16 protein-coding genes are annotated in these 18,057 nt (G+C 50.1%); 10 read left to right on the top strand and 6 right to left on the bottom strand.

The window, feature by feature from the left end; all coding sequences use genetic code 11:
- The first annotated feature begins 133 nt into the window (after nt 1-133).
- The 4 genes from focA (at nt 134) to FDX14_RS07640 (ending at nt 5,292) form a co-directional block, all read left to right on the top strand.
- Nucleotides 134-991: a formate transporter FocA gene (gene focA / locus FDX14_RS07655; protein WP_032939923.1), complete on the top strand. Its 858-nt coding sequence runs from the start codon at nt 134-136 to the stop codon at nt 989-991.
- A gap of 59 nt (nt 992-1,050) precedes the next feature.
- A complete protein-coding gene (gene pflB, locus FDX14_RS07650) occupies nt 1,051-3,333 on the top strand; it encodes a formate C-acetyltransferase (protein WP_006685273.1) in 2,283 nt (760 codons plus the stop codon).
- Nucleotides 3,334-3,518: 185 nt separating this feature from the next.
- Nucleotides 3,519-4,259 carry a pyruvate formate lyase 1-activating protein gene (pflA, locus tag FDX14_RS07645; RefSeq protein WP_003035751.1) on the top strand — a complete coding sequence of 247 codons (741 nt, stop codon included), beginning with the start codon at nt 3,519-3,521 and terminating at the stop codon, nt 4,257-4,259.
- A 238-nt stretch (nt 4,260-4,497) separates the two neighbouring features.
- Nucleotides 4,498-5,292 carry a PA3715 family protein gene (locus tag FDX14_RS07640; RefSeq protein ID WP_042309459.1) on the top strand — a complete coding sequence of 265 codons (795 nt, stop codon included), beginning with the start codon at nt 4,498-4,500 and terminating at the stop codon, nt 5,290-5,292.
- A 5-nt stretch (nt 5,293-5,297) separates the two neighbouring features.
- On the opposite strand, the gene FDX14_RS07635 is transcribed toward FDX14_RS07640, so the two are convergent.
- A complete protein-coding gene (locus FDX14_RS07635) occupies nt 5,298-6,146 on the bottom strand; it encodes a MurR/RpiR family transcriptional regulator (protein ID WP_042309464.1) in 849 nt (282 codons plus the stop codon).
- Between the two features lie 121 nt (nt 6,147-6,267).
- Between FDX14_RS07635 and FDX14_RS07630 the strand changes: the two genes are divergently transcribed.
- The 5 genes from FDX14_RS07630 to FDX14_RS07610 are packed head-to-tail and all read left to right on the top strand — an operon-like array spanning nt 6,268 to nt 10,036.
- Nucleotides 6,268-6,543, top strand: coding sequence for a PTS sugar transporter subunit IIB (locus FDX14_RS07630; protein WP_042309466.1), 276 nt, complete (start codon nt 6,268-6,270; stop codon nt 6,541-6,543).
- Between the two features lie 17 nt (nt 6,544-6,560).
- Nucleotides 6,561-7,826, top strand: a complete 1,266-nt coding sequence (ulaA, locus tag FDX14_RS07625; protein WP_042309469.1) for a PTS ascorbate transporter subunit IIC — start codon at nt 6,561-6,563, stop codon at nt 7,824-7,826.
- A 12-nt stretch (nt 7,827-7,838) separates the two neighbouring features.
- Complete coding sequence (locus tag FDX14_RS07620; RefSeq protein ID WP_061381868.1) at nt 7,839-8,639, top strand: transketolase; 801 nt, start codon at nt 7,839-7,841, stop codon at nt 8,637-8,639.
- Nucleotides 8,636-9,547, top strand: a complete 912-nt coding sequence (locus tag FDX14_RS07615) for a transketolase family protein (protein WP_042309472.1) — start codon at nt 8,636-8,638, stop codon at nt 9,545-9,547. Before FDX14_RS07620 ends, FDX14_RS07615 begins: the two co-directional genes overlap by 4 nt.
- A 51-nt stretch (nt 9,548-9,598) precedes the next feature.
- Complete coding sequence (locus FDX14_RS07610) at nt 9,599-10,036, top strand: PTS sugar transporter subunit IIA (RefSeq protein ID WP_061381869.1); 438 nt, start codon at nt 9,599-9,601, stop codon at nt 10,034-10,036.
- 4 nt (nt 10,037-10,040) lie between these two features.
- On the opposite strand, the gene FDX14_RS07605 is transcribed toward FDX14_RS07610, so the two are convergent.
- Both FDX14_RS07605 and FDX14_RS07600 read right to left on the bottom strand, forming a co-directional pair.
- Entirely contained in the window at nt 10,041-11,462 is a 1,422-nt protein-coding gene (locus FDX14_RS07605) for an APC family permease (protein ID WP_137349298.1), read from the bottom strand.
- A 213-nt stretch (nt 11,463-11,675) separates the two neighbouring features.
- Entirely contained in the window at nt 11,676-12,824 is a 1,149-nt protein-coding gene (locus FDX14_RS07600; RefSeq protein ID WP_042309480.1) for an MFS transporter, read from the bottom strand.
- Between the two features lie 385 nt (nt 12,825-13,209).
- Here FDX14_RS07600 and ycaC point away from each other — a divergent pair, with 385 nt between their 5' ends.
- On the top strand, nt 13,210-13,836 hold the full coding sequence (gene ycaC, locus FDX14_RS07595; protein WP_016152433.1) for an isochorismate family cysteine hydrolase YcaC: 627 nt from the start codon (nt 13,210-13,212) through the stop codon (nt 13,834-13,836).
- Nucleotides 13,837-13,947: 111 nt separating this feature from the next.
- Here the strand turns inward: ycaC and FDX14_RS07590 are convergent, their stop codons facing one another.
- The 3 genes from FDX14_RS07590 to dmsA are packed head-to-tail and all read right to left on the bottom strand — an operon-like array spanning nt 13,948 to nt 17,885.
- Entirely contained in the window at nt 13,948-14,811 is an 864-nt protein-coding gene (locus tag FDX14_RS07590; protein ID WP_137349297.1) for a dimethyl sulfoxide reductase anchor subunit family protein, read from the bottom strand.
- Nucleotide 14,812: 1 nt separating this feature from the next.
- Nucleotides 14,813-15,430, bottom strand: coding sequence for a DMSO/selenate family reductase complex B subunit (locus tag FDX14_RS07585; protein ID WP_038639290.1), 618 nt, complete (start codon nt 15,428-15,430; stop codon nt 14,813-14,815).
- A gap of 10 nt (nt 15,431-15,440) precedes the next feature.
- The gene (dmsA, locus tag FDX14_RS07580; RefSeq protein WP_137349296.1) at nt 15,441-17,885 is read right to left on the bottom strand and encodes a dimethylsulfoxide reductase subunit A; all 2,445 of its coding nucleotides are present in this window, start codon (nt 17,883-17,885) and stop codon (nt 15,441-15,443) included.
- Between the last annotated feature and the right edge of the window lie 172 nt (nt 17,886-18,057).

The raw sequence follows: 18,057 nt of genomic DNA, 5'->3' as shown, positions 1-18,057 counted from the left end.
AGTTACTCCGCAATCGCATAAAAACCATGCGTCTTGCGGGCCTATAAGCCAGGCGAGATATGATCTATATCAAATTCTCATCTATAATGCTTTGTTAGTATCTCGTCGCCGACTTAATAAAGAGAGAGTTAGTGTGAAAGCTGACAACCCTTTTGATCTTTTACTTCCTGCTGCAATGGCCAAAGTTGCCGAAGAAGCAGGCGTCTATAAAGCAACGAAACATCCGCTTAAGACGTTCTATCTGGCAATTACTGCCGGTGTATTCATTTCAATTGCCTTTGTTTTCTATATCACCGCCACTACCGGTACCGGTACTATGCCCTTCGGCATGGCAAAATTAATAGGTGGTATCTGCTTTTCCCTGGGGTTGATTCTTTGTGTTATCTGCGGTGCAGACCTCTTCACCTCAACCGTACTGATTGTTGTTGCTAAAGCCAGTGGTCGTATTACCTGGGGACAGTTGGCTAAAAACTGGCTTAACGTTTATGTCGGCAACCTGATTGGCGCCCTGATCTTCGTGTTACTTATGTGGCTTTCCGGCGAGTATATGACCGCCAACGGCGCGTGGGGACTCAACGTCCTGCAAACAGCCGACCACAAAGTGCATCATACTTTTGTTGAGGCGGTAAGCCTCGGTATTCTGGCTAACCTGATGGTGTGTCTGGCCGTATGGATGAGCTACTCAGGTCGCAGCCTGATGGACAAAGCGTTTATCATGGTATTACCGGTCGCAATGTTTGTTGCCAGCGGTTTTGAGCACAGTATCGCAAACATGTTTATGATCCCTATGGGTATTGTAATACGCGATTTCGCCACCCCGGAATTCTGGACCGCTGTCGGTTCTTCTCCGGAGAATTTTTCTCACCTGACCGTGATGAATTTCATCACCGATAACCTGATTCCGGTTACGATCGGTAATATTATCGGCGGCGGTTTGTTGGTCGGGTTGACATACTGGGTCATTTACCTGCGTGGTAACGATCATCATTAATCTGTTGATGCTCATTACACGTAGTAAATAAAAAATCCACTTAAGAAGGTAGGTGTTACATGTCCGAGCTTAATGAAAAGTTAGCCACAGCCTGGGAAGGTTTTACCAAAGGTGACTGGCAGAATGAAGTAAACGTACGTGACTTCATTCAGAAAAACTACACTCCGTATGAGGGTGACGAGTCCTTCCTGGCTGGTGCTACTGACGCGACCACCAAGCTGTGGGACAGCGTAATGGAAGGCGTTAAACAGGAAAACCGCACTCACGCGCCTGTTGACTTTGACACCTCCGTTGCTTCTACCATCACTTCTCACGACGCTGGCTACATCAACAAAGCGCTGGAGAAAATTGTTGGTCTGCAGACTGAAGCTCCGCTGAAACGTGCGATCATTCCGTTCGGCGGCATCAAAATGGTTGAAGGTTCCTGCAAAGCGTACAATCGCGAACTGGACCCGATGCTGAAAAAAATCTTCACCGAATACCGTAAAACCCACAACCAGGGCGTATTCGATGTTTATACCAAAGACATTCTGAACTGCCGTAAATCCGGTGTTCTGACTGGTCTGCCAGATGCGTATGGCCGTGGCCGTATCATCGGTGACTACCGTCGCGTTGCGCTGTACGGTATCGACTTCCTGATGAAAGACAAATACGCACAGTTTGTTTCCCTGCAGTCTGATCTGGAAAACGGCGTAAACCTGGAAGCGACTATCCGTCTGCGTGAAGAAATCGCTGAACAGCACCGCGCGCTGGGTCAGATCAAAGAAATGGCAGCGAAATATGGCTGCGATATCTCTGGTCCGGCTACCAACGCTCAGGAAGCTATCCAGTGGACTTACTTCGGCTACCTGGCCGCGGTTAAATCTCAGAACGGCGCAGCAATGTCCTTCGGTCGCGTATCCACCTTCCTGGATGCATACATCGAACGTGATATCAAAGCAGGCAAAATCACTGAACAAGACGCTCAGGAAATGATTGACCACTTGGTCATGAAACTGCGTATGGTTCGCTTCCTGCGTACTCCGGAATATGATGAACTGTTCTCCGGTGACCCGATTTGGGCAACTGAATCTATCGGTGGTATGGGTGTTGATGGCCGTACTCTGGTTACCAAAAACAGCTTCCGCTTCCTGAACACCCTGTACACCATGGGTCCTTCTCCGGAGCCGAACATCACCGTTCTGTGGTCTGAAAAACTGCCTCTGAACTTCAAGAAATTCGCCGCTAAAGTGTCCATCGACACCTCTTCTCTGCAGTACGAGAACGATGACCTGATGCGTCCGGACTTCAACAACGACGATTACGCTATCGCTTGCTGCGTAAGCCCGATGGTTGTTGGTAAACAAATGCAGTTCTTCGGTGCGCGTGCAAACCTGGCGAAAACCATGCTGTACGCAATCAACGGCGGCGTTGATGAAAAACTGAAAATGCAGGTTGGTCCTAAATCTGAACCGATCAAAGGCGACGTTCTGAACTTCGATGAAGTAATGGACCGTATGGATCACTTCATGGACTGGCTGGCTAAACAGTACGTCACTGCGCTGAACGTTATCCACTACATGCACGACAAGTACAGCTACGAAGCCTCTCTGATGGCGCTGCACGACCGTGACGTTATCCGCACCATGGCGTGTGGTATCGCTGGTCTGTCCGTTGCTGCTGACTCCCTGTCTGCAATCAAATATGCGAAAGTTAAACCGATTCGTGACGAAGACGGTCTGGCTATCGACTTCGAAATCGAAGGCGAATACCCGCAGTTTGGTAACAACGACTCTCGTGTAGATGACATGGCGGTTGACCTGGTAGAACGTTTCATGAAGAAAATTCAGAAACTGACTACTTACCGTAACGCTATCCCGACTCAGTCTGTTCTGACCATCACCTCTAACGTGGTTTATGGTAAGAAAACGGGTAACACCCCAGACGGTCGTCGTGCTGGCGCGCCGTTCGGACCGGGTGCTAACCCAATGCACGGTCGTGACCAGAAAGGTGCTGTTGCCTCTCTGACTTCCGTTGCTAAACTGCCGTTTGCTTACGCTAAAGATGGTATCTCTTATACCTTCTCTATCGTTCCGAACGCACTGGGTAAAGACGACGAAGTTCGTAAGACTAACCTGGCAGGTCTGATGGATGGTTACTTCCACCACGAAGCGTCCATCGAAGGTGGTCAGCACCTGAACGTGAACGTCATGAACCGTGAAATGCTGCTGGATGCGATGGAACATCCGGAAAAATATCCGCAGCTGACCATCCGCGTTTCTGGCTACGCAGTACGTTTTAACTCCCTGACTAAAGAACAGCAGCAGGACGTTATTACTCGTACTTTCACTCAGACCATGTAATTGGTTTTGACTGAAATCGTACTTTAAAAAGCGTACAATAAAGGCTCCACGTAAGTGGGGCCTTTTTAATAGCCTGCTTTGTCAGCTATCTATACTTATGGATAGCAGCCAAAACAGACTCGACACAGTTAATAACTGTGCACTAACACAGGCCCCGGATGGGCCACATCTGGAGAAACACCGCAATGTCAGTTATTGGTCGCATTCACTCCTTTGAATCCTGTGGCACTGTAGACGGCCCGGGCATCCGTTTTATTACCTTCTTCCAGGGCTGCCTGATGCGCTGCCTGTATTGCCATAACCGTGACACATGGGATACGCACGGCGGTAAAGAAGTCACTGTCGACGAATTAATGAAAGAGGTCGTGACCTATCGCCACTTTATGAACGCCTCCGGCGGTGGCGTGACGGCATCCGGTGGCGAAGCCATCCTGCAGGCTGAGTTCGTACGTGACTGGTTCCGCGCCTGTAAAAAAGAAGGCATTCACACCTGCCTGGACACCAACGGTTTTGTTCGCCGCTACGATCCGGTAATTGATGAACTGCTGGAAGTCACCGACCTGGTGATGCTCGATCTCAAACAGATGAACGACGAAATCCACCAGAATCTGGTCGGCGTGTCTAACCATCGTACGCTGGAGTTCGCGCGTTACCTGTCCAATAAAGACATCAAAGTGTGGATCCGCTACGTTGTCGTGCCTGGCTGGTCTGACGATGACGACTCTGCGCACCGCCTGGGTGAGTTTACCCGCGATATGGGCAACGTTGAAAAAATCGAGCTGCTGCCATATCACGAGTTGGGCAAACACAAATGGGTGGCAATGGGCGAAGAGTACAAACTCGATGGCGTGAAACCGCCGAAGAAAGAGACCATGGAGCGCGTAAAAGGCATTCTCGAGCAGTATGGTCATAAAGTGATGTATTAATGTTTATGCATTAAGGAAGTAAATCATGGATAGATTTTTGCGATACGGAATATTCGCACTGCTCTTTATATTCCATACAGCTTCGGTCCGGTCAGATTCCGGACCGAAGATTCGTTATCTGTATAACGATGACACCACCGAAGAAACAGTCGCTTTCTTTACCAATACTCATTGATTTAACCGACAGTGAGTTGGTTGCTGCCCGCTTCTACCTCTCAGGCCACTAAAGGATTTCACGATGAGAGTAATTGTTTCAGCATTTTTTTTGCTGTTCGCTCAGAGTACGAATGCCGCCAGCACCTGTGATATCAACACCATTGTGCAGCATGCGTGGCCGGATGCAAAACCAGCAGCGGAAGGTAAGATGCTCACCAAAAGCAATCAGGTTATCGATATCACGGGCAACTCAGCGCAAAGCGTAATTTGCCGCGTCTGGCCCGCTCATCCGGAACTGACATTGGCGGCGATTCCGCTGATGGCACAACAGGATAACGATTACGATCATACTGGCGATCTGGAACTTTTGGTACTGGACTCCGCGAGTCTCGACGTTAAACAACGATTACGCCTGCCCGAAAGGATGAATGACGACGCAATTCGAATTTCCGGTCTGATACTGGATACCGCTCGCTGGAAAGTCGCCACTAACCAAACCGCATTTGGCTTGCGGATAGCCCGCACCGGCAGTTCCCGTGTAAATCCATTTAGTGAAGATGTGCTATCGCTGTTTGTTATTGAAAATCACCAACTACGAACGATATTAAACGGTATCGTCCTTGAAAACAGTACCGGGGAATGGGACGGGAACTGTGAAGGAACATTCAACGATATTACTCGTACCCTCTCACTTACGCCTGACTCGCATAATGGATACGTTGATATTCGTGTAAGCGAGAAAAGTGTAGCATCCAACGCCAATCTTCAGGCTAATGCTGAGTGTACCTCAAAAGATAAGTCCAGCAAGGCGAGCTGGACCCTGCTTTATAATGGAAAACAGTATGTCGTCCCCAAAAATCTGGCGCCGCTTGAGTAAACGGTTCAGGACATAAAATATTCCGAGAGCTTATTCGCCACGCTTTCAATTGAGAAAATGCTCTTCTGATGCGCTTTACGGCACTCCGCATAGCGCTCATCTTGCTCCTCCAGCGCATTGAGTAATTTGTCCGCCACCATCATTGCACCGGCGATTTCTGCAAAACCATACTCCCCCTCACCTTTCAGGGCCACGGCGGCCTGTAGATTCCAGTCCGAAAGACGGCTAAGCGGCGCAAAGGTGCCGCGGGTCAGCGAAAGGATCCGCGCGCCATGCTGCTTCGCCAACGCCAGCGCTTGCATCATATCAGCCGATGCCTGCTCAGTGTGCACCACAATGATTCCCTGGCTCTGCGGTTCAACCATCATGGATGAGGTTGTGAGGTAAAAACGATCGACAAAACTTGCCGCCTTACCCATTTTAATCAGGTTCATTTGTAAGAACAGCGCTACGGGCACCGCCGTACCAACAGCGTATATCGCGACAGAATTAACCTGGTTGATCCACGCCGCAGCAGCCTGTAATTCTTGCGTATTAATGATGGCATGGCTGTCACGAATGCTCGCCACTACGGCAGAGACCTCATCATTTTCCTGCTCTTCAGGACGCGCAGCTCCCTGCTCCAGCGCAAGCGCAGTTCTGAAATCAGAAAAACCTTTAAAACCAAATGCGCGGCAAAAACGGGTAATACTCCCTTCACTGGTTTCAATAGAATCCGCTAACTCCGTGATCGTATGTCTCATCACAAAATCAGGGTTCTCCGTCACAAAACGGCCCACTTTTTCCAGAATTGGGCTTAACCCTCCAGCCTCATTTCTGATGTTTATCAGTAAGTTAGTGTCAATCTGACTCATTTTTCGCCTTTTTGCTCAAAATGCAAACACAGTCACATCTTTCTGCCCACGTTAAGATAATAATTTTTTTCACAACAATAGCAATGAAAATAATTATTTTTACAAAACAGGAGAAAAATAAATGAAAGGTCTCATTGTCTGTCGTACCGGTATGGGCAGTTCCTTAATGCTCAAAATCAAAGCGCAAAAAATCATCGACAAGCATGGCTGGGATATTGAACTCGAACATGACGTATTGTCCGGTCTTGCCACCTGGCAAGGGATTGATTTTGTTATCACCATGCGCGACCTCACCGATGAAATCGAAGCTGCTGGATTCAGAGCCATCGGTATAACCGACTTGATGAATAGCGAAGAAATGGAAACTGCGCTCACCAGCGTAATTCAGGGCAACTAACCTCTCCCGGAGGCAATATGGATCTCCTCAGGTTTATTGTATTCGACATTTTGGGTGTAACCCCACTTTTAGTTGGATTTATTGCATTAATCGGTCTGCTCATTCAACGCAAGCCGATTGAAAAAGTATTATCTGGCACCTTCAAAACCATCGTTGGATTTCTGGTCTTTGCGGGTGGCGCGGGGCTGGCGGTGACATCTCTGGGTAATTTCCAGACATTGTTTAGCGATGGATTTGGACTCAAAGGAGTGATGCCGTTGGCGGAAGCGCTAACCGGCCTGGCCCAAACCAAATTTGCCATGTGCGTATCCCTCATCATGGTTATCGGCTTTGGCTGGAACTTACTTTTTGCTCGTATTACACCGTTTAAATACATTTTTTTGACCGGCCAACATAATCTGTATCTCTCGGCATTGCTCACCGTCACGCTGAAAGCGCTCGGTTACAGCGATGGCGTTACGATTATGGTTGGTTCTGTATTGTTAGGCCTTGCTGCCTGCATCTACCCGGCCATTGCCCAACCGTGGATGCGTAAGATCACCGGCAATGATGAAATCGCCATGGGTCATTACGTCACACTGGCTTATGCGGCCTCAGGCTGGATTGGCTCGAAGGTCGGCGATCCCAAAGAGTCGACGGAGAAACTGAATCTCCCCGGATGGCTGGGGATTTTTAAAGACTACATTGTCTCAGTCTCTATTTCGGTCAGTATTTTCTATTACATCGCCGCACTGGCAGCAGGGAAAACAGCGGTTACCGCGGTAGCAGGTGGCATGCACTGGTTGGTCTACCCGCTTTTTCAGTCACTGACCTTTACTGCCTCGCTTTACATCATTATTACCGGTGTTCGCTTACTGCTTTCAGAGATCGTTCCGGCATTTCTCGGGATCTCGGAAAAATTCATTCCTAATGCCAAACCGGCGCTCGACTGCCCGGTTGTATTCCCTTACGCACCAACTGCTACCGTACTTGGTTTTATCTCTTCGTTCGTCGGCGGACTGGTGGTGATGGGGATACTTGCGCTGATTGGTCAGACGGTAATCATCCCCGTCGCGATCCCCTATTTCTTCATTGGGGCAACGGCTGCCGTCTTTGGCAACGCTTCAGGAGGCTGGAAAGGCGCAGTGGTGGGAAGCTTTATTACAGGCATTCTCATCGGCATTGGTCCCGCACTTATCTACCCGATTATGGAGTCGGTAGGACTTTCCGGTACCAGCTTCCCGGAAACCGATTTCGTCGCGCTTGGTCTGGTGGTGTATTACATCGGCAAAATGCTGCCCTGATAAGGAGTAAACATGAATATTGATGAATTGAAATCTCATGCGCGAGCTGCTCGCCGCGATATTGTCACCATTATTTACGAATCCGGTATTGGTCATCCCGGCGGCGCACTCTCCATTATTGATATTCTGACCTGGATTTATCATGAAGAAGTTCGTCTGAATGAAATACCTCGTGCCCGTGTGGTGATGAGTAAAGGCCACGCCGTCGCGGCACAGTACGCCATGCTGTATCAATTGGGGAAAATATCCCGCAGCGAATTTAGCACCTTTCGTCAGATTAACTCGCGTCTGCAGGGACATCCGAGCGTGAAATCACTTCCCGATGTGGATGCAACGACTGGACTGCTTGGCCAGGGTCTGTCAATTGCCTTGGGGATGGCTGCTGCCAAAAATCGCGCGGGGGATCCCAACCGCGTTTTCGCAATCATCGGCGATGGTGAGATGCACGAAGGCCAAATATGGGAGTCACTGCAACAGGCCGCTCATATGCGGATGGACAATCTGGTCGCCATCATCGACTACAACGGTTTTTCCTCACACGATCCGGTCAATGACGTCATCAATCTCGAGCCACTGGCCGACAAAATCCGTAATTTTGGCTGGCACGTACTTGAGCTACAGGATGGTAACAACATGTGCCAGGTTGCCGACACTTTGCAGCTATCTCGTTATCTGAAAGGCAAGCCGGTAGCTATTATCGCCCGCACCACCAAAGGCAGCGGCGTGAGCTATATGGAAAATAACGGCGACTGGCATTCTAAAACACCCAGTGCGGAACAATACCAGCAAGCTATGGAGGAATTACAGTCATGAGAGCACCACGCGATGAGATTGGTAATGCCCTGCTCGCTTTGAGGGAGAAAGGCTATCCAGTTGTCGTTATCGACAGCGATTTGGCGAGCTCCACCCGCACCGATCAGTTTCAGAAGATCTGGCCTGAAGCATTCTTTGAAATGGGAATTGCCGAAGGCTCCGCGATGAGTTTCGCCACAGGTCAGGCATTGGAAGGTAACATTCCTTTTTACGTTAACTTCGCGATGTTCGTGACTGGTACAGCATGGACACAGCTTCGTCAGGCTTGTTACGCAAAGGCCAACATTAAGCTGGTCGGTAGCCATCCAGGTATGGATGACGGCCCGGATGGCGCTTCGCACCATGCGCTGGAAGATCTAGCCCTGACTCGTGTATTGCCAGGAATCACGATTCTGACTCCGGCAGATGCCGAAGAAGTTGAGGCTGCATTTGAGCAGGCAGTAAACATCCCCGGCCCTGTCTACATTCGTGTTGCCCGGGAACCGATGCCCGTACGCGATAAATCAGTCGTCCCCCGAGTATCCGATATCGAGGCCGTGGAGAGTTCAGGTAACGACTTCGCCATTGTTTATGAAGGAACAGTTCTTGAACAAGCGAGTACGGGTTACGCCCAGCTCAGTGCGCAGGGGAAAAGGGGCAAACTGATTCATGTAGCAACGTTAAAACCGTTCAATCGTCAGCGTTTCCTGCACCTCATTGCCAATTGCCCACGTATCGTCACGATTGAAAATCATACGATTAACGGCGGACTGGGTGGCCAGATTGCTGAAGTGCTGGCTGAAGAAGGAATCAACTCACGATTGTGTCGGCTTGGTACGCAGGACACATTCACCGAATCGGGCAACAGCCGGCAACTGAAAGAGAAATACGGAATTTCAGCCTCTGCAATCTGTGAAGCACTCAAATAATCTGGTTGGCAGACCGTTACACGGTCTGCCAACTACAATGGGGATAAAACGATGCTATCTACGCTATTTTCAGCCTGTCAGTTTCGCGAACAATGCGGCACCTGGCAGGAAGCCGTGCAGTTGGCCTGTCACCCTCTCGAAGTGCAAGGCGTAATTACACATAGTTATACTCAGGCAATCATCCATGAAACAGAAAAACATGGCCCATGGTATATATTAAGTCCAGAATTTGCCCTGCCTCATGCTCGACCGGATGAAGGCGTGATTGGCAGTAAAACACATCTGTCGCTATTGAGCCTGAAAGAAGCAGTCCTGTTTCCCGGATACCCGGATGTGCGGTTAATCATTGTTCTGGCCGCAGCCAACAGCACTCAACATATCGAAATGATCCAACAGTTGGTGTGCTGGCTGGATGAAGCGGAGCGCTTACACCAGTTATCCCATACCACCAGCCTGGCGCAGCTTCTCTCTATTCTTGAAGTGAGTTAACGCATTACTGTTTCCTGCGCGCCAGAAGCGGGAAAATCAGCCCCAATCCTACCAGCACAAACGGCGTCACGATATTCAGCGTGAGCTGGAATGTCCACTCAGGGGTAAAGGCTTCCATTTTTGGGAAAATCCCGGTCAGACAAGCGAAAGCGGTAAAAGCGAAGCACCAGATCCCCACCATCATCGCCAGTGAGCGGTTGCGGATAAAGACATATTCCGGCTTATATTTCTGCGCCAGACGGATAACAGCGATAAACGCTACAAACACCCATAAATAACGCAATGGCATCACAACGGAGTTAAGATTTAGCAGCCATTTGTACAGATTGTTCATGTCGCCAATTCCCAGCGTGGGCAACATAATCAAAATTGCCACCAGCACCAGCGTCAGAATATAACCATTTACCGGTGTGCCGGAGGCATTGGTTTTACACAGACTTTCCGGAATATATTTACGGTCAGCATCGCCCAGCAGAACTTTAAGCGGTGCATCAATAGAAAATACTAATGCCGCAATCTGTCCCAGCGTGTTGGCGATCGCGTAAATAACCATCAGCGAATTACCCATACCATAATACTCGCCCAATTTCTGGAATGCGTAATACTGACCATTGGTCATAAGATCGTCTGGGATATGCCGGGAGTCAAACATCATTCCCATGGCCAACGACCCGAGGATCGCACACACTGCCACCATAACAGCCAGGACGAGCATCCCTTTCGGAAATTCTTTACCCGGATTACGCGTCTGATTAACGTAAGGCGAAATTTTCTCCGCGCCACCGACGGCAAAGACCAGCATGGAGATTGTGGTGATATAGGTAAAATCGATATGAGGGATAAACGATTCCCAGGTGATATTGGTTGTCGCTATCTGCACATCGGTAATCGCTGGAGCGGTTACCGCCATCATGACATACAAAATAGACATCACAAACATGGCGATACCCGCCACTGACCCAACTATTTTCAGTGATTTCATGCCGCGGGATGCAATCCACATGAAAAAGACAAACAGCGCCAGTGTCAGTCCCTGCAACGCCACGACGGTGTATTCTTTTATTAGTGATCCATCCCCCTTCAGCGCCCATCCCAGCGCAATCAGAATAGCCTGCGGCTTTTGAGCCAGATAAGGAATATGTACAACCCAATAGGTCCAGGCAGCGAGATAAGCAAGCCCTGGACCCATCGTGTGTTTTATCCAGGTGCTGACGCCGCCTTTCCCATCTTTAAAAGTAGAACCCAACTGTCCGACGATCAGCGCATAAGGAATAAAATAGAGCGCAAAAATAAATATCCATGAGGAGACAACGACCAATCCCTGATTAGCATAGTTGTTAACGACGTTGCCAAAACCCCAAACGGTAATAAATGACATTAAGGTGATGTTGTACCATCGCAATTGTTTTTCCTGCACACCAGCCATACGCGATCCTTCGAGGAAATTTTATGAGTATCGATAAATCAGGCGTGGGATTATGCGCGGTAAAATGAGCGAGCGGAAACGGCAGGATGTAAAACTATAATCTTCTGCACACTTTATTTTCAGGGCAAAAGCGTGTGATTAAATAATGCAGGTTCCCATAAAGCGTACAAAAACAGTATGTATGGGAACCTGTTCGTATTCTGTTAAAACAGGTCAAATATGCGCGATAGAATTGGGCGTGTGGCCCGTCTTGCGCAGCAGCATCAGTAAATAAATAAACGATACGCTGGCAATCATGATAAACAGCAAGCTATCTGAATAATTCTGCATCAGCATAGCGGTAAACGACGGGCCAAGCAGACTGCCAACGGTATAGCTTAATAGCAAAGCCTGATTCATGGCCACCAGTTGATGATGTTCCACCTTTTCACAGGCCCATGCCATCGCGACCGGATAGAGAGTAAAACCTGCCGCACCCAACATAAATAATGCGGGGGCCATCGCCGCCTGATTCAGCATAGCAATACTCCCGACGATAACCACAAAGACCTGGACGCGTAAAACCAGCAGGCGTCCCAGTTTGTCCGCCAGGCGGCCAATCGGCCATTGCCCCAGAATACCGGCGCTAACCAAAACTGCCATCCAGAAACCAATGCTGGCATTGCTCACTCCCTGATGGTTGAGATACAGCGGCATCAGGCCGTACAAAGAGCCCAGAACAATCCCGGAAATAATGCAGCCATTAACGCCCAGACGCGCCTGTCGCAGCTTCAGCATCGATACAATAGGGGTGGAGTGCTGTTCATTACCCTGCTGATTGGCAATCCGCGTAAAGAGCAGCGGCAGAACCCCAGCCAGGATGGTTCCCGTCACCCACGGCAGCACGTTCATCAGTTCTGTTGATACTTTACTGACCAGCAATTGCCCTAAAAACGTCCCCACGTAATAGATCATCATATAGGCGGCAAGCAAACGTCCGCGATTGCGCGAAGTCCCACTGCACATCAGTGCACTTTCCACTACCACCCAAATCATGGCGCAGCCAACGCCGGCAATGAAGCGCCAGGTCATCCAGCTCCAGAATCCAACCATAATCCCCAGTCCAACACAGCCCGCGGCAAAAATAAACGAGGCGATGTAATAGCTGCGGTTAAAACCAAGGCGTTTAATTAGATACCCGGTCAGCAACGTCCCTACCAAATTACCGGTAAAGTAGGACGAACTCACCATACCTACCTGCCAGGTTGGCAGATTTTCATGGGCGAGCCAAAGCGGGACGAGCGTGTTTAACACGGCGATCGCCAGGGTCAACAGAAGCAGCCCGCACAGCAGCAGCATGACGGGACGGGTATAGATGGACATGAATAAAAACCGTGAGGAAGCTCAAATTTCATGCGCATCATGCCACTGCTAAAAACATTGTCAATCGGCGCAATCAGAGGGCTGAGGCGCTTTCTGGACGATCGATTCGTATTACTGATTCTTAATGTGAATGGATAAATAACAGAAAAATACATCTGCTTGTTTTTATTGATCTAAAACAAAAATCTCACGTTTCGTTCAGTCGAAAAATTTCATGGACTCCCCTTACTTTTATTTCTTACTAAACTCTATGCGAGATGCAGAGCGGTATTGTCTTCGACATAGAACAGTAAGTTCTTATTTATACTTCCAGTCCGGATGCCGTTCTTTCTCCAGACTTAAACTCATCAAATTTCCCGCACCGATGCCGAACAGGAGAAATATCATGACTAAACCTTACGTAAGACTTGATAAAGATAATGCGGCAGTATTGCTGGTCGATCATCAGGCTGGCTTGCTCTCTCTGGTTCGGGATATCGATCCCGATAAATTCAAGAATAACGTGCTTGCCCTGGGTGATTTGGCAAAGTACTTCAAGCTCCCGACTATTCTGACCACCAGTTTTGAAACAGGGCCGAACGGACCGCTGGTACCGGAACTGAAAGCTCAGTTTCCCGATGCGCCCTATATTGCTCGCCCGGGAAACATCAACGCGTGGGATAACGAAGATTTCGTGAAAGCAGTAAAAGCGACCGGCAAAAAGCAGCTGATTATCGCCGGTGTCGTGACGGAAGTTTGCGTCGCCTTCCCTGCGCTATCCGCAATAGAAGAAGGGTTTGACGTCTTTGTCGTCACGGATGCTTCGGGTACATTTAACGAAATCACCCGCCATTCAGCATGGGATCGGATGTCGCAGGCTGGTGCGCAATTGATGACGTGGTTCGGCGTCGCGTGTGAGCTGCACCGCGACTGGCGTAACGATATCGAAGGGCTGGCGACCTTGTTCTCTAATCACATTCCAGATTATCGCAATCTGATGACCAGTTACGACACGTTGACCAAACAGAAGTAAAAAACCGGGGCGAAAAACCTGGCGTGACATAATGCCGGATGACAAGCAGCGTTAAGGCCTACGGTTCTGTAGGCCGGATAAGGTGCGAGCCGCCATCCGGCATATTATGGATTAGCTTGCAACCGCCATGCCGACGGTCATATGCAGGCCATAGAACACGCCACGACCAATCAGTTCGCCGACTATCAGCAGAATAAACGCCACGGAAAGCAGTGGTATTGCGGGTTGGTAACCTTTGACTTGCGGCACAATCCAGCAGCACAGCGCTAACGCCAGTGCCACGATCCGCCAGGCCATCAGCGAGCCATAATCCGGAACCAGCGCAGACGCCTGTTGAATCGAACTGTGGATCGTCGCCAGTTCAGCACCCTGCATTACAGACATAATGGCGCTCACGACCAGAGCAAGCACTGAAATGGCTGGCAGCAGACGCATCGCCCAACCGTCAATACCGGCAATTCTCAATAGCAGATATCCCAGCAGCGGACCGCCCATAAACAGCGTCAGGAAGAAACCCAGCGGCGTCCAGACACTGTACCAGGTCGGCACGGTATCAATGGTGTTATACACACGCACCATCATCCAGACAAAAATGACGCCCAGTACCATGGTGACAACTAACCACAGATTGCGTAATGCGGGCGGCATTTTTTTCAACATCGCCAGCAGCCAACCGATGCCGCCAATGGCAAAGAACACTGAACCGCTGGCGATTTCATTGCTCAGCGCAGAAGCGCCTACGCGATTGAGCGAGTTAAAGGCACGCATCGGCGAGCCCAGGTGAAGCATAGAAGCAATAAAGCCAATGCCCATCAGTACCCACAGCCCGAACATGCAGGCGATTACCCGCTGCTGCGATTCAGGACGTAAGTCCCCTTTCATTAACACCAATGCCAGAACGATAAAGCCACCAACCACACACTGTCCGAAGACCGTAAAGATCATCAGCGGCCATTCATGCCATCCACTTCCCATCTTACACCTCCTTCGGATTGGCCAGATAACCCGTGGTATCCCCGGTCGGGCGGCTATTGGCGTTAGGTTTGATGACAATGCTCGGTTTGGTGAAGTGCGCGCCCGGGAGTGGCGCAACAGCGGCCAGAGTACCGTGTTTTTTGCGCAGTTCGTCAATCGGACCGAAATCCAACGCACGCAGTGGGCAGGACTCGACGCAGATAGGTTTCTTACCTTCAGCGACGCGCTCATGGCAGCCATCACATTTGGTCATATGTCCTTTTTCCGCATTGTACTGGGGCGCACCGTAAGGACAGGCCATGTGACAATACCGACAACCAATGCACACGTCTTCATCCACGACGACAAAGCCATCTTCACGTTTGTGCATCGCGCCGCTCGGACATACCTTGGTGCAGGCCGGGTCTTCACAGTGGTTACAGGCAATAGAGAGGTAATAGGCAAAAACGTTTTGGTGCCAGACACCATTGTCTTCTTGCCAGTCGCCACCCGCGTACTCGTAAATGCGGCGAAAACTGACATCCGGGGTTAAATTTTTGAAGTCTTTGCAGGCCAGTTCGCAGGTTTTGCAACCGGTGCAACGGCTGGAATCAATAAAAAATCCATACTGGGTTGTCATCGGTTACTCCTTACACCTTTTCAACCTGAACAAGGTTCGTATGTGACGGATTCCCCTTCGCGAGAGGAGAAGGACGCTGAGTCGTCAGGACGTTAATACAGCCGCCCTGATCCACACGCTTCGTGTCCGGGTCGTACCAGGCCCCTTCGCCTAATGCCACCACGCCGGGCATCATACGCGGCGTCACTTTCGCTTCGATATGCACCTCGCCACGATCGTTAAAGATGCGTACCTTGTCACCGTTGTTAATGCCACGTCGCTGCGCATCCAACGGATTGATCCACATTTCCTGGCGGCAGGATGCTTTCAGAACATCTACGTTGCCATAGGTCGAGTGGACGCGAGATTTGTAGTGGAAGCCGGTCAGTTGCAGCGGGAATTTCTCCACTAGCGGATCACCTAAGCTTTCAAAGCCAGGGGTATAAATCGGCAATGGATCGATCACATCCCCTTCCGGCAGTTCCCAGGTTGCCGCGATCTCGGCAAGCTGCTGCGAATAAATTTCGATCTTACCCGACGGCGTGGTGAGCGGATTGGCTTTGGGATCGTCACGGAACGCTTTGTACGCCACGTGATGCCCTTCAGGATCTCGCTGCTTAAAGATGCCTTGTTTACGGAACTCTTCAAACCCAGGCAATTCAGGAATGGCTTTGCGCGACTGCTCATACAGATAACGCATCCACTCTTCCTGAGAACGACCTTCGGTAAACTGCTGCTCGACGCCAAGGCGTTTCGCCAGCTCGCTGGTCATCTGGTAGATAGTCTTACATTCGAAACGTGGTTTGATCGCCTGATCGGTGAAAATCACATAGGACATGTTTCCGCAGGACGCATCCAGCGCGAAGTCCATCTGTTCGGAAGCGGTACAGTCTGGCAGCAAAATATCCGCATATTTCGCCGAGGAGGTCATATGGCAGTCGATGACAACAATCATCTCGCACTTCTTGTCATCCTGCAGGATTTCGTGCGTGCGGTTAATATCAGAGTGCTGGTTAATCAAGCAGTTACCAGCATAGTTCCAAATCATTTTAATCGGAACATCAAGCTTATCTTTGCCGCGAACGCCGTCACGCAGCGCCGTCATCTCCGGACCACGCTCAATAGCGTCCGTCCACATAAACATTGAGATGCTGGTTTCAACAGGGTTTTCCAGCGTGGGCATACGCTCAAACGGCAGACTGTAAGAGCCTTCACGCGCACCGCTGTTGCCGCCATTGATGCCAACATTACCGGTCAGAATGGCCAGCATAGAAATAGCACGGGTCGCTATTTCACCGTTAGCATGACGCTGCGGCCCCCACCCCTGGCTGATGTATGCCGGTTTAGCGCTGCCAATTTCGCGCGCCAGTTTGATGATACGGTCCGCGGGAATACCGGTAATCTGTGCCGCCCATTCCGGGGTCTTGGCAATACCGTCTGTCCCCTGTCCAAGAATATACGCCTTATAGTGGCCATTCTTCGGCGCGTCAGCTGGCAAGGTTTTCTCGTCGTAACCCACGCAGTATTTGTCGAGAAACGCCTGGTCCACCAGGTTTTCGGTGATCAGGACATACGCCAGACCATTAACCAACGCCGCATCTGTACCAGGGCGGATCGGGATCCATTCATCTTCACGCCCCGCGCCGGTATCGGTATAGCGGGGATCGATAATAATCATCCGGGCATTGGATTTCTGGCGCGCCTGTTCAAGGTAATAGGTTACCCCGCCCCCGCTCATACGGGTTTCGCCAGGGTTATTACCAAACAAAACAACCAGCTTGCTGTTTTCAATGTCGGACGGGCTGTTACCGTCGGCCCAGCCGCCGTAAGTGTAGTTCAACCCGGCAGCGATTTGTGCCGAAGAGTAGTCCCCGTAGTGATTCAGGTAACCACCACAGCAGTTCATCAGACGTGCCACCAGCGTTTTACCCGGCGGCCACGAGCGCGTCAGGGTGCCACCCAGCGTACCGGTGCCATAGTTCAGATAGATAGATTCGTTACCATAGTCTTTAATCAGACGCTGCATGTTGCTGGCAATAATCTCGTACGCCTCATCCCAACTGATGCGCTCAAATTTGCCTTCGCCACGCTTGCCGACGCGTTTCATCGGGTATTTCAGACGATCGGGATTATAAACGCGACGACGCATCGAGCGACCACGCAGACAAGCTCGCACCTGGTGCAGACCGTCATAGTTGTCATCGCCAGTGTTGTCGGTTTCGACATACTTTATTTCACCGTCTACCACATGCATCCGCAGTGGACAGCGGCTACCGCAGTTTACCGTACACGCGCTCCAGATGACTTTCTCATTGCGCTGCGTGGGATTAATGGCTTCGGCGGCGTTGGCAATACGGGTAAATGGCAGGGTAAACGCGCTACTGGCCACCGCCAGTCCGCCTATCGCCGTCGTTTTTACCAAACCGCGGCGACTAACCTCAGCTGCCAGCACGGCATCGGGGATCTTAGTTTTCATAGGGGCTCACTCTGCTGCTCACAATAAACCAAAAATAAATACTCGTTGTATATATTTTTATATATCGCTAGTATTAATATACAGACTGGTAGATACTGACTTTCATTCGAAGGCAGTATTACTCCTATGTGGGTAGTGGTTATTGTCCGACGTCAAACGGGCATAAAAAAAG

It is taken from the genome of Citrobacter sp. wls710 (genome assembly GCF_005281115.1).
Lineage (GTDB): Bacteria > Pseudomonadota > Gammaproteobacteria > Enterobacterales > Enterobacteriaceae > Citrobacter > Citrobacter werkmanii.
This window is presented reverse-complemented; position numbering and strand designations above follow the sequence as displayed.